The organism is Jiangella ureilytica, assembly GCF_004348545.1.
Lineage (GTDB): Bacteria > Actinomycetota > Actinomycetes > Jiangellales > Jiangellaceae > Jiangella > Jiangella ureilytica.
In genome coordinates, this window is sequence record NZ_SMKL01000112.1 from 1 (window position 1) to 12461 (window position 12461).

9 protein-coding genes and 2 pseudogenes are annotated in these 12461 nt (G+C 72.2%); 8 read left to right on the forward strand and 3 right to left on the reverse strand.

Features of this window, described 5'->3' with window-relative positions:
* The 3 genes and pseudogenes from E1212_RS31285 to E1212_RS27805 form a co-directional block, all read left to right on the forward strand.
* Positions 1–80, forward strand: a pseudogene (locus tag E1212_RS31285) (SUMF1/EgtB/PvdO family nonheme iron enzyme); the annotation flags it as partial.
* Positions 77–439 carry a YidH family protein gene (locus E1212_RS27800; protein ID WP_131988584.1) on the forward strand — a complete coding sequence of 121 codons (363 nt, stop codon included), beginning with the start codon at positions 77–79 and terminating at the stop codon, positions 437–439. The pseudogene E1212_RS31285 and the gene E1212_RS27800, both read left to right, overlap by 4 nt.
* Positions 436–771: a DUF202 domain-containing protein gene (locus E1212_RS27805; RefSeq protein WP_131988586.1), complete on the forward strand. Its 336-nt coding sequence runs from the start codon at positions 436–438 to the stop codon at positions 769–771. The genes E1212_RS27800 and E1212_RS27805 overlap by 4 nt, the downstream gene beginning before the upstream one ends.
* A 397-nt stretch (positions 772–1168) precedes the next feature.
* Here E1212_RS27805 and E1212_RS27810 read toward each other — a convergent pair whose 3' ends face one another.
* Positions 1169–1468, reverse strand: coding sequence for a hypothetical protein (locus E1212_RS27810; RefSeq protein WP_131988588.1), 300 nt, complete (start codon positions 1466–1468; stop codon positions 1169–1171).
* Positions 1469–1555: 87 nt separating this feature from the next.
* Here E1212_RS27810 and E1212_RS27815 point away from each other — a divergent pair, with 87 nt between their 5' ends.
* Both E1212_RS27815 and E1212_RS27820 read left to right on the forward strand, forming a co-directional pair.
* Entirely contained in the window at positions 1556–1921 is a 366-nt protein-coding gene (locus E1212_RS27815) for an ArsR/SmtB family transcription factor (protein ID WP_131988590.1), read from the forward strand.
* Positions 1918–3809 (forward strand): annotated as a pseudogene (locus tag E1212_RS27820) (heavy metal translocating P-type ATPase). The gene E1212_RS27815 and the pseudogene E1212_RS27820 overlap by 4 nt, the downstream one beginning before the upstream one ends.
* Positions 3810–3820: 11 nt before the next feature.
* Here E1212_RS27820 and E1212_RS27825 read toward each other — a convergent pair.
* Both E1212_RS27825 and E1212_RS27830 read right to left on the reverse strand, forming a co-directional pair.
* Positions 3821–4228, reverse strand: coding sequence for a Fur family transcriptional regulator (locus tag E1212_RS27825; RefSeq protein WP_131988592.1), 408 nt, complete (start codon positions 4226–4228; stop codon positions 3821–3823).
* Between the two features lie 152 nt (positions 4229–4380).
* Positions 4381–7602, reverse strand: a complete 3222-nt coding sequence (locus tag E1212_RS27830; RefSeq protein ID WP_131988594.1) for a choice-of-anchor M domain-containing protein — start codon at positions 7600–7602, stop codon at positions 4381–4383.
* A gap of 168 nt (positions 7603–7770) precedes the next feature.
* On the opposite strand from E1212_RS27830, the gene E1212_RS27835 reads away from it, so the two are divergent.
* From E1212_RS27835 to E1212_RS27845, 3 genes are all read left to right on the forward strand, one after another.
* Complete coding sequence (locus tag E1212_RS27835) at positions 7771–9243, forward strand: choice-of-anchor M domain-containing protein (RefSeq protein ID WP_131988596.1); 1473 nt, start codon at positions 7771–7773, stop codon at positions 9241–9243.
* Positions 9244–9335: 92 nt separating this feature from the next.
* Entirely contained in the window at positions 9336–10370 is a 1035-nt protein-coding gene (locus E1212_RS27840) for a WxL protein peptidoglycan domain-containing protein (RefSeq protein ID WP_131988598.1), read from the forward strand.
* 38 nt (positions 10371–10408) lie between these two features.
* Positions 10409–12454: a WxL domain-containing protein gene (locus E1212_RS27845; protein WP_131988600.1), complete on the forward strand. Its 2046-nt coding sequence runs from the start codon at positions 10409–10411 to the stop codon at positions 12452–12454.
* The last annotated feature ends 7 nt before the right edge of the window (positions 12455–12461 follow it).

Here is a 12461-nt window from a genome sequence, read left to right on the forward strand (position 1 = left end):
GTGTGGCCGCCCGCACCAGCAACACCCCGGACAGCTCGACCGGCAACATCGGCTTCCGCTGCGCCGCGGACCTGCCATGAGCTCGTCTCGTTTCCCCGGCTCGGTGTACCGGCGCGGTGATGAGCCGGATCCGCGGTTCAGCCTGGCCAATGAACGGACCTTCCTGGCCTGGGTGCGCACGGCGTTGGCGTTGTTCGCCGCGGGAGTGGCGCTCGAGGCGCTGGAAGTGCCCGTCCAGCCGGGCTTCCGGGTCGCGGCGGCGGGCGTGTTCGTGCTGCTGGGCCTGCTGGCCGCGCTGCAGGGGCGGATCGGCTGGATGAACACGGAACGCTCGCTACGCGAGAAGCGCGCCCTGCCCGGGCCGACGATGGGGCTGGTGCTCGTGGCGGGTGTCGTGGTGGCGGTCGCGCTGATCTTCATCGGGTTCGTGCTGGTGTGAACGAGCCGTTCGATCCGGGGCTGCAGCCGGAACGGACGCTGCTGGCCTGGCGGCGGACCTGCCTGGCGTTGGCGGTGGCGACGGCGGTGGCGGTGCGCCTCCTGGCCGAGACCGTGGGTCCGGCGGCTGTGATCGCGGGGCTGGCCGGGCTGGCGCTCAACGCCGTCGCCTATGTGTCGGTAGCCGGCCGGTACCGCCGCGTCCACCTCGGACTCACGAGGTCGGGTGCGCTCGCCGTGGGCGGCCGATCGCTCGCCCTCATGACCGTCACCGTGCTGCTGGTCGGCGTCGCCTGCGCCGGTTACGTTGCCGGCCGGGCGTGGCCGACGTGAGCGCGGCGGGCGGCGTGTGTGAACCGCCTGTACGTTCTCGTGGCGGCTGGCCTGGGGGCTGGCTGGCAGGGTTGGCGCCGGTCGCTCGGTGCTCGTTGTGACTCCTGAATCGCCTGACCCCTCCGGGGTGTCATGCCCGGGATCTGTCCAGCGGGTGCTGGGTGCCGGCGCCGACCCTGGCCCAGAAGCTGTGATCGCTCGGCGACGACAGCCGTCTGGCCGGACGCCGCGACCGCCGCCGGCGAGCAGGGACGCGCGATGCGTGAGGCCGTTCCGTCACCACCTCGCCGGCCTGGCCGAACCGGACGGACCGATCGACGTACCCCGCGGAATACGTCGTCACCACGGCGCACCGGTAGGCGCGACAGCCGGCCGCGCCGCGGTCACGCCGGTGAGCTCAGTGGTCGTCCCAGTGGCCCGCGTGCTGGGCGTGGCGATGGCCGTCGTGCACGAAGTCGACGTGGTCGTCGTGCGGGACGGCGACGTGCCCGCACCCGTCCCCGTGCTCGTGCGCGTGGCCCTCGTGCGTGGCGTGCGCATCGGCGGCGCACTCGTCGGCGTGGTTCTCGTGCGGCACGTGGAGGTGGCCGTCGTGGACGTAGTCGACGTGATCGCGGTGCGGAACGGCCACGTGCCCGCACCCGGGCCCATGCTGATGGGTGTGCTCGGTGTGAAGCTCGTGCGTGGCTGTCGTCATGACGTCCTCCCCGGAGGTCACCTACCCGTCTCACCCTACGCTCGATGCCGCGTACGCAACGGCCGATCGAAGCGTTATTATCTTCGCATGCGTGAAGATTCGCAGGGATGCACATTCGGCGTCGAGAGCCAGTACGTCGATCTGGCGGTGGAGGTGTTCAGCCTGCTCGCCGACGCGACCCGGGTCCGCATCATCCTGGCGCTGCGCGACGGCGAGCTGCCCGTGAACCGGCTGGCCGAGATCGTGGGCAAGTCGCCGACGGCGGTGTCGCAGCATCTGGCGAAGCTGCGCTGGGGCCGGATCGTGAAGGTGCGCCAAGAGGGGACGCGCATGTTCTACAGCCTGGCCAGCGAGCATGCCCGGCGACTGGTGGCCGACGCGGTCTACCAGGCCGAGCACTCGCTCGACACCGAGCCTGCGCACCACCGCGCCGGCATCGACGGTCCGCGGTGACCGGCACTCTCGACCGCGCTCCGGTCCGGGGCGCGGGGCGGACGCTGGCCAGGCCGCCGTCGATCCTGGTCACCGGCGCCCGCCTGCCGGAGGTGCGCTGGGCGGCCGTGGCGTTGGCGCTGTTCCTCGCCGGGTTCGCCGCCCAGCTGGCGGGGGCGCCGTCGGCGCTCTGGTGGAGCCTCTACCTGGCCTGCTACGCCGCAGGCGGGTGGGAGCCGGCGCTCGCCGGCCTGCGAGCTCTGAGAGAGAAGACCCTCGACGTCGACCTGCTCATGATCGTCGCCGCGATCGCGGCCGCCTCGATCGGGCAGGTGCTCGACGGCGCGCTGCTGATCGTCATCTTCGCCACATCAGGCGCGCTGGAGGCCATCGTCACGCAGCGCACCGCCGACTCCGTCAGCTCGCTGCTGAACCTCGCCCCCGAACAGGCCACGCTGGTCGACGCCGGCGGCAGCACCCGCACGGTCGCGGCCAGCGAACTCGAACCGGGCGACGTCATCCTGGTCCGTCCCGGCGAGCGGATCGGCGCCGACGGCGTGGTCGTCGACGGCGTCAGCGAGGTCGACCAGCAGGCCGTCACCGGCGAGTCCGTCCTAACCTCCGGCGGCCCGGCGACGACGTGCTGTCCGGCACCGTCAACGGCACCGGCATGCTCCGCATCCGGGTCGGCAGGCCCGCGTCGGAGTCGGTCATCGCCCGCATCGTCAGCATGGTCGAACAGGCCTCGGCCACCAAGGCCCGCCAGCAGCTGTTCATCGAGAAGGTCGAGCAGCGGTACTCGCTCGGTGTCGTGGTCGCCACCCTGCTCGTCTTCGCCGTTCCCTACCTGGCACTCGGCGACAGCTTCGAGGACGCGCTCTTGCGAGCGATCACGTTCATGATCGTGGCCTCACCCTGCGCCGTGGTGCTGTCGACCATGCCGCCGCTGCTGGCCACCATCGCCAACGCCGGACGTCACGGCGTGCTCGTCAAGTCGGCGACGGTCGTCGAGGACCTCGGCCGCACCACCATGGTCGCCTTCGACAAGACCGGCACTCTCACAGAAGGTGCGCCGGAGGTCGTCGAGGTCTTCCCGGCCGACGATGTGCTCGCACTGGCCGCCGCGGTCGAACTGTTCAGCGAGCACCCACTCGGCCGCGCCATCGTCCACGCCGCCACCGAACGGAACCTGACCATCCCCGATGCGACCGACGTCGTCGCGATGCCCGGCCGCGGCGTCACCGGCCGGGTCGACGACCACATCGTCACCATCGAACGGGGCGACGCACCCTCGGATTCCGTCGGGACCGTGGTCACGGTCCGCCACGACCATCAGCGCGTCGGCACCATCACGCTGGTGGACCGCATCCGTCCCGACGCCGCCACCACCGTCCGGGCCCTGGCCGCGGCCACCGGTCAGCAGACCCACCTGCTCACCGGCGACAACGAGCCCGCCGCCCGGCACGTCGCCGCCCAGACCGGCATCGACACCGTCCACGCCGCGCTCCTGCCCGAGCACAAGACCCACATCGTCGCCGACCTCGAGGCGTCCGGTCAGCGCGTCCTGCTCGTCGGCGACGGCGTCAACGACGCGCCGGCGCTCGCGCACGCCACCGTCGGCATCGCCATGGGACGCCACGGCTCCGACCTCGCACTCGACACCGCCGACGCCATCGTCGTCCGCGACGAACTGGCCGCCATCCCGCACCTCGTCGGGCTCTCGCGCCGCGCCCGGCGGCTCGTGGTCGCCAACCTCACCATCGCCGCGACGTTCATCACCGTCCTCGTCACCTGGGACCTCATCCACACCCTGCCGCTGCCACTCGCGGTCGCCGGCCACGAGGGCTCCACCGTCATCGTCGCCCTCAACGGCCTGCGGCTCCTTCGCGCGCGAGCCTGGTCGCCATGATCAGACGCTGATCAGTCCTGCTGGACGGCGCAGTCGCGGCAGATGCCGAGGACCTCGATGGTCGACTCGATTTCCAGGAAGTCGTACTGCCGTGCCAGGTCCACCGCGTGCGCGACCAGTGTCGACTCGGGCACTTCGACCGTATGGAGGCACACGCGGCACACCAAGTGACAATGACTCTCCGGGCCGCACCAGCGGTACATCGCCTCGTGGCCCCGCCCATACACCACACTGACGTCGCCGCCCTCAGTGAGGCGCTGCAGGATCCGGTAGGTGGTGGACAGGCCCATCCGGACGCCGCGGTCCCCGAGCAACGCGTGGATCTGCTGTGCGCTGTGGAACTCACCCAGTTCGCCGAGCAGCTGGGTGACGGCATCGCGTTGCCGACTGGCGCGCCGCGAGATCCTGGTGCGCGGCATGGGACTACCTCCTCGGCGTCGACGGTCGACCAAGGATCACACTCATCGTAACGATTCCTAATACCAATGACGTGAGTTCGGCTCTCGCTGCCGGAGAGTCCCGCTGAAGGGGCGGGCGGCCAGAACGCGGCCGCCCGCCCGTCCACCCAGTGTCAGATCGCGGTGAACGTGATCGTCGTCTGGTAGGTGCCGGGTGCCAGTGTCGTCGGCGCCTCGATCCGCAGGCGGGCGCCCAGCCGGCTGGTGCCGAACCCGGTGCTGGACTCCGCCACGGCGAGCGGGCTGCTCACCGACAGACCGGCGCCCGTGTCCAGGCCGGGCACCACCGGATCGCCCGGACGGACGGCGCCGCCGCCGGGCTGCTCGGCGACCAGTGGCGTCCAGCCCAGGTGCTCCCCGGCGAGCACCTCGGCGCCGGCGGCGAAGTCACCGGCCTGGCCGGAGACCACCCAGCCCGGTGCGCTCGGCCGCGTGTCGGTGACCGTCACCGGCCGCAGCTCCCCCGCCGACGACCAGCGATCACCGGCGGGGCCGAGCGCGAAGTCGCTCATCGTGACCACGTCGTCGTCCGGGTCGACGCTGACCACCAGGGCGCCATGCCCCTCCGGCAGCGTGGCGACGATGCGCTGCGACGCCGTTCCGGGCTCCGGCTCCTCGCCGCTGTCCTCCACGGCCAGCGTCACCGAGGCGGACTCGGCCACGACGACGTCACCGTCGTACAGGCGCACCAGCACCTGCAGGCCGTCGTGGTCAGCGGCGGCGGTGAAGCTGTACCCGGCGCCGCTGACGCCGGGCACAGCCGTCCAGTCCCCGCCCGGCCGGCGGGTGAACCACCGGTACGCGTCCGAGCCGCCCGGCGGGTCCTGCACCGCCGCCAGCGTGACGACGTCGCCGACGGCGTACCCGTCGGACAGCCCGCTGATGGTCAGTGTCGTGCCGGGGCCGGCGCCGTCGACGTTCAGTGTGGCAGGGAGCGACGTCACGTACACGCGGCCGTCATCGAAGGTGAGCTGCGCGGTCACCGCGGCACCGTCGAAGTCGGCGGTCACCGGCAGCTCCAGGCGCGGGCCCCCGCCGTCCACCACGACGGGTTCGGGGTCGCCCGATCGCTGGACGCGCCACACGAACCGAGTCAGCACCGACGACGGCGAGACCCGTGCGGTGAGGATCGCTGTGTCGCCGACGGCGTAGGACGATGCAACGCCCTCGATGACGACGCCCTGGGGCGGCGGCGCGCCGTGGTCGTCGACGTGGATGGTCTGCGTCGTGGTCGTGGCGAGCACCTCGCCGTCGGAGTTCACCAGATCGGCCTTGATCTGCGTGCCGTGGAGCGCCTGCTCGGCGATGACCGAGTGGGACAGCCCGACGGTGCCTGGGATCCGGCGGAACTCAGGCCAGTCGCTGCGCCTCCACCAGAACCGGGCGACGTCCGAGGAGGCCGGCGCGGGGTCCGCTGTGAGTTCCATCGTGACCGGCGTGCCAGTGTGGTAGTGCCCGTCGATCGCCGCCATGGTGAGCACCTGGTCGCCCTCGGCGGCGGTCGTCACGTTGAACGGCATGGTCACGTAACCGACCAGCTGATCGGTGGCCTGGGAATAGACCCGCACGTACAAGGTGCGATCGAGCATCGCCTCGGTGACCTCGAAGTCGACGGCGGGCAGTGCGGCACCGCCGTCGAGCAGCAGGCGGTCGGCGCCGCCGCGCCACAGCTCCCAGATGTACTCCAGGCCGTCGCCGAGGTCGGGAGACACGGACGCGCTCAGGCTCGCCCGCTCGCCCACCCGATAGAGGTCTCGCAGTCCGTCGAGCTCGATCGACCGCATGCTGAGCCCGTACCGCAACGGTGCGGACTGGCCCAGCACGGTTCCGTCGGCGGCCCGCAGTTGCAGGGCGAATTCCTTGTACTGCATGAAGTTGGAGACGACCGACCATGGGCCGGTGCCGACCGGGCCGTACGTCGGGTGGGTGTCCTGCCAGGCGACGGCGCCGACGGCGGTGCGCTCGACCCAGCGCAGGGTCTCGCCTTCGGCCAGCGGCCGGTGCGTCGCCACCAGCGGGACGGCGACGCCCCAGTAGTAGTTGGCGTCGATCGGCGCGACCGTGATCGGCTCGCCGGTGCCCGCGTCGGTGCCGCCGACGCTGAGCCGGATCGGCGCCGTCGTCGCGTCGATGGCCGACCCGGTGCGGATCTGCGCCCGCAACTGCCAGCCCTCGTAGGCGGTGGTGACGACGCGCTCCAGGCTCAGCGGGTCCGGCCGGGTGACGTCGGCGAGGGTGACCGGCTCCTGCTGCGGATCCGGCGACGTGGCGAGCCATCGGACGCTCTGGTTCGGGCCGAGGACGTACCCCGCGACGCTCAGCCGCAGGGTGTCGCCGGCCGCATAGCTCTCCCGCAGGCCGATGATCTCGAAGTCGTCCACGGCGCCGGGCTGGCGGACGTTCACCGTCACCGGCCCAGCGGCGGACGGTCCGAACTCATCGGTCCAGGTCGGCACGTAGTTGGCCGTCACCGGCTGCCGGCCGAGCGGGATGGCGGCGGCCTCGAGGGTGGCCGCGCCGTCGGCGACCTCGGCGTGGCCGAGCACGACGTCACCGGCCCGGAACTCGACAGCGCCGGTCGCGTCGGCCGGCGCGACGGCGGCGGTGAGCGTGACAGGCTGGCCCGCGGTGACCTCGGCCGGCTCGGCGGTCAGCGTGGTGGTCGTCGCGACGGCGGGCGGCACCGGCCCGACGTGGAACCGGACAGTGGCCGAGGCGGCCCGGGGCACGCCGTCGATCGCCGCCCGGACCTCGAACGTCAGCAGGTACCGGCCGGGCGCGGTGAAGCCCCAGTTCGCGTGGCGGTGCGTGCCGGCCGGGAAGGCAAGCACGTTGCTCAGGCCGCTGCCCGGCGCACTGGAGAAGATCCGCTCCGGTCCGGACCCGGACTCGGTCCAGATCTCCACCCGGCCGGGGCCGGCCGCCGAGGTCAGCGCGATGTCGACGGTGCCGCCGTCGACGGCGTCGGCGGGCAGCCCCCCGGTGTCGAAGCCCGGCCAGACGACGCCTTCGCGGCGGGTTTCCGGCGCGATCCACGCGTCGGTTCCGGGATCGCCGAGGAAGGCGTAGCCGGGCTCGTCGGGCACGACCGCGTGTGCGGCGTCCTCGACGTTGACGATGACGTCGTCCGGATAGAAGCGGGTACCTGGCCGCGCGAGGTCGGCCTTCGTGTGCAGGGTCAGCTGCCCGGCGGCGGCGCCCACTGAGAGGACGTCGACGTGGGTGCCGGTCAGCACCGCGCGAGTGCTGCTCTCGGGTGCCGGGCCGGGAGCGGCCGTCGCCGCCTCGGCTGGCAGCAGCGCCGCGGCGGCGCCGATCGCGGCGACGAACGCCACCGCGGCGCGTGTCCGCCCGCGGGCATGGCGACGTGGGGTCAGACCTGTCATCGGACTCGCTTCCACTGGGAGAGACGTGGTGACGTGCGGAGAAACGACCAGACTGTTGTGAATAGTAACGGTTCTCATTAGGATCCTGTCCACCGCAGTCCACTGGAAAGGATCACGATGAGAACCCTGCTCTCGGGGGGCGCCAAATCGATGGCCGTCCCCGTCGTCGCGGGTGTGCTGCTGGCGGCAAGCGCCACGGCGACCGCGGCGGCCGGTGAGTTCGAGCTGGTGCTCGACTCCGGCCACATCGACGCCTTCACGCTGACCTGGCAAGACGACACTCTGGCGGTCAACTTGCAGGAGGACGTCACCGGGCATCACGTTCTGCATGCGCCCGAGGACGTGCTGCTGCAGGTCAAGCCCGAGGCGGCGCTGGTGTTGCCCGATCCGGTGCCATCCGGCCTGTCCTTCCTCGGCCAGGCCGGCGACACGGTCTACTACCTGCCGCAGACCCAGGACCCGGAGCTGGTCTGGCCGGGCTGGAGCACCGAGCGGATCCCCGGCGGAGTGTTCACCAATCCACTGCGGATCGAGATCACCGACGTCCAGGGACCCGGCGATGTGTTCCTGTGGCAGACCGGGTCGTTCGGACAGTCGATCTCGGTGCTGGGCGGCGGCTACCAGCTGCCAGGCACCATCTCGCCGAACGTCAACGTGCACGCGCACGCGAACTGGGCCTTCACCGCCGAGGGCCAGTACACGCTGACCGTCCGCGCGAGCGGCACCCTCGCCGCGGGCGGTTCGGTCACCAGCGCGCCGGCCACGTACACGTTCCAGGTCGGCGACGCCGACCCCGTGCCGTCGACCACGCTGAGCATCTCCGGACTGGCCGACTCCTACGCACCCGGCGACGCGGTGACGCTCACCGCCGTGCAGGACCCGCCGACCGCGCTGGACCACTACCACTGGTTCACCAGGGCGCCGGGGGGTACCGAATGGGTCGTCGTTCCCGACGCGGGCGCCGGTCAGTACAGCTTCACCGCCACCGCCGACCACGACGGCGTACAGGTCATCGCCCGGCTCTACGACGCCGACCACGCCGTGGTCGCGGAGTCCGCGCCGGTCACCCTGAACGTCGATGGAGGCGGTGGGCCGGAGCCCGGCGATGCATCGCAGCGGATCGTCGCGACCCTGCCCGAGGACGAGGGCGCCCTGGTGGTCAGCGTCGACCCCGAGGACGACGTCGTCACGATGAGCGACTTCGAGCTCGGCACCGCCGCCGACCGATGGACCTCCACCGGCGACCTGCGTCCGGTGACCGTCACCGACACCCGCGCCACCGCACCCGGCTGGGTGGTCTCCGGCCAGGTCGGCGACTTCACCAACGGCGGTGACATCCTCGACGGCAAGCACCTGGGCTGGACCCCGCTCGTCACCGAGCAGCCCGACGACGGCGGCGTCACCCCCGGCGCCGCAGTCACACCCGGCCTGGCCACCGGCGACGGCCTGTCCATCAGCAACCCCCTCGCCAGCGCACCCGCCGGCGACGGCACCGGCACCAGCCGCCTCGGCGCCGGCCTGCTCATCGAAGCACCCACCACGCTCGTCCCCGGCACCTACGAGGCCACCATCACCTTCACCGCGATCTGACCTCTCCCCGTCGCACCCCTGACCCGGCGCGACCGGCCCCGCCCAGGGCCGGTCGCGCCGGCCCCTGCCGACCACGCATCGGAGTCCTGCCCGTGAGACCCTTCGGCCGCCTCGCGGCCCTCGCTGTGACCGCCGCCGCCATGGCGGTGCCGACGGCGGCCACCGCCTCGACGCCGGCACCGGACTCGGCACCCGTGACGTGGGGCATCGTGCCGTCCGGACCCGACGGACCCGGCGACCGTGCCGCGTTCGAGTACACCCTCGACCCGGGGACGACGATCAGCGACGTCGTCGCCGTCAGCAACTACACCGAGCAGCCGCTCACCCTCGACCTCTACGCCAGCGACGCCGTGCGCAACACCCAGGGCGGCTTCGACCTGCTGCCCGCCGCCGACGCGCCGGTCGACGTCGGCTCGTGGGTCGACCTCGGCGAGCCGACCGTCACCATCCCGGCCCGCTCCCGCGTCGACGTGCCGTTCCGCATCACCGTCCCGGCGAACGCCACGCCCGGCGACCACGCCGGCGGGATCGTCGCCGGCCTCACCACCCAGGCCACCGGCGGCACAGGCGGGCAGGTCGCCGTCGACCGCCGCGTGGGAGCACGCATCTACCTGCGCGTGACCGGCACCCTCCAACCGCAACTCACCGTCGACGACGTCCACGTCGCCTTCGACGGCCTCCCTCTCGGCCAGCCCGGCACCGTGCGAGTCGACTACACCATCCGCAACGACGGCAACCTGCGGCTCGCCGGCCGGCCCTCGGTCCGGGTCGCCGGGCCGTTCGGGCTCGGTGAGCGCACCTGGACCGGAGACCTGCTGCCAGAACTGCTGCCCGGCGACTCGATCACCGGTTCAGCGGCTGTCAGTGGCGTATGGCAACTCGGCCCGCTGGACGTCGACATCGAGATCCAGCCGGAAACCTCCGGAACCCAGATTCTCGACCCGGCCCCGTCGCCCGGCACCTACGCCACTCAGCTGTGGGTCGTGCCGTGGATCGCCCTCGCCGTGCTCGCCACCCTGGTCGCCGCCCTCATCTGGCGACGGCGACGGCGACGGCGCCGTCGTGCCGCCCGGCGGCCATCGACGGACACCACCGCGGCCGCCCCGGCAGCGTCCGCATCGTCATGACCGCATCGACCTTTCCGCCGCTCGCAGATGGGACTCGCATGATCACCGAGACTCCACACCGTCGTCGCCTGGCCGCCCTCACCGGCCTCGTCACGCTCCTGGCCGGCTTGCTGCTCGCCGGCTCGCCGGCGCGCGCGGCCGAGTTCGCGATCACCGGGGTCGCCGCCTCGTATCGGCCGGGTGACCTCCTGGACGCTCGGGTGGCCGGCGTGACACTTGACACCGGGCAGAGCTTCCAGTGGCGAGTGCGGCCGATCGGATCGACGGGCGCGGGCTCGGCGATCAGCGGCACCGGTGCCGACGCCGCGACCGGCCACCTCGAACAGGTCGTCGACGCCGGGCTCGACGACTACGAGCTCAGCGTGCGGCTGCGCTCCGGTACGACGGTCCTGCACCAGACCGCCTGGACCCCGATCGCGGTCACCGATCTCGTCGAACCGCTCGGAGTCGAGTTCACCGGTCCGTCGCCTGCATACCTCGGTGATCCCATCACGGGCGCGATCACCGGCCGCCAGCTCGACACGGGCGAGACCGTCGCCCTCGTCGCGCGGACCACTGGCCGATGGACCCCGGCGCTGTTCACCACCATCGACGGCCGGACCATCAGCAGCGAACCGCTCAGCCCCTTCGACGGCGAATGGGCGATCCAGGTAGTCCGCGACGGCATCGCCGTCGCCCAGTCCGAGCCGGTCGCCGTCGAGTACGGCCGCCGGGAGGTGCTGCTCGAAGGCGTGCAGGGCGTCTACCGCGTCGGACAGACTCTGCGAGTCTCCGGCACCGTCCATCCGGTGAAGGACGGGTTGCGCTACAGCTGGATTCTCCGCGACAACGCGACGTTCGAGGCGCAGACCTTCGACGCCGGCACCGACCCGGCCAACCTCGCGCTCGAACTGCCGATGACGCTGGCCGAGGACGACCACACCCTCACGCTGGTGGCCTGGTGGGACTACCGCGAGGGACACACGGCCAACGCCGGACAGGCCGCCGTCCCGATCAACGTGTCCGACGCCGACCCGTCGACCCCGCTGCTCTTCTTCAACAGCCTCGGCGACCACTACCACCAGGGCAGCCCGATCAACCTCCAGCTGGCCGCCGACCCGCCGCTCGCCGACGGCGACACCGTGGCCTGGGAGTGGCGCTGGCCCGGTGGCAACTGGACCGCGGTGCCTGGTGCGACCGGCCTGTCGCACCAGGTCGTCGCGGAACAGGCGCTCGACGGCGTGGAGGTGCGCGCGACGCTCACTGCCGCCTCGGGCGGCGACCCGCTGGTCGCCGAGCCGGTCACCATCCACGTCGACGACCACGGCGCGCCGCCGCACCAGCGGGTCACCATCGGCGGAGTCGCCGACGGCTACGCCGCCGGCGACGAGATCACCCTCACGGCGTCGGTGGAGCCGGGCTCCGTCCTCGACCGCTGGGAGTGGTACGTCCAGCGCGCCGGCGAGTCCGAGCCCACCCTGATCGACGGCGCCCACACTGCACAGTTCCGCACGGCCGCGACCGCCGATCTCCACGGCGCGACCATGACGGCCCGGCTGACGTTCGCCGACGGCACTCCGTACGTGGAGTCGGCGCCGGTCACACTCAACGTCGAGGGCGGGCCGTCGCAGCGGATCGTCGCGACCCTGCCCGAGGACGAGGGCGCCCTGGTGGTCAGCGTCGACCCCGAGGACGACGTCGTCACGATGAGCGACTTCGAGCTCGGCACCGCCGCCGACCGATGGACCTCCACCGGCGACCTGCGTCCGGTGACCGTCACCGACACCCGCGCCACCGCACCCGGCTGGGTGGTCTCCGGCCAGGTCGGCGACTTCACCAACGGCGGTGACATCCTCGACGGCAAGCACCTGGGCTGGACCCCGCTCGTCACCGAGCAGCCCGACGACGGCGGCGTCACCCCCGGCGCCGCAGTCACACCCGGCCTGGCCACCGGCGACGGCCTGTCCATCAGCAACCCCCTCGCCAGCGCACCCGCCGGCGACGGCACCGGCACCAGCCGCCTCGGCGCCGGCCTGCTCATCGAAGCACCCACCACGCTCGTCCCCGGCACCTACGAGGCCACCATCACCTTCACCGCGATCTGACCTCTCC

Bases quoted from the DNA above. Each gene is read 5' to 3' on its own strand.
- E1212_RS27845 (WP_131988600.1), top strand. From the start codon at position 10,409: ATGATCACCGAGACTCCACACCGTCGTCGCCTGGCCGCCCTCACCGGC.
- E1212_RS27800 (WP_131988584.1), top strand. From the start codon at position 77: ATGAGCTCGTCTCGTTTCCCCGGCTCGGTGTACCGGCGCGGTGATGAG.
- E1212_RS27835 (WP_131988596.1), top strand. From the start codon at position 7,771: ATGAGAACCCTGCTCTCGGGGGGCGCCAAATCGATGGCCGTCCCCGTC.
- E1212_RS27815 (WP_131988590.1), top strand. From the start codon at position 1,556: ATGCGTGAAGATTCGCAGGGATGCACATTCGGCGTCGAGAGCCAGTAC.
- E1212_RS27825 (WP_131988592.1), bottom strand. From the start codon at position 4,228: ATGCCGCGCACCAGGATCTCGCGGCGCGCCAGTCGGCAACGCGATGCC.
- E1212_RS27810 (WP_131988588.1), bottom strand. From the start codon at position 1,468: ATGACGACAGCCACGCACGAGCTTCACACCGAGCACACCCATCAGCAT.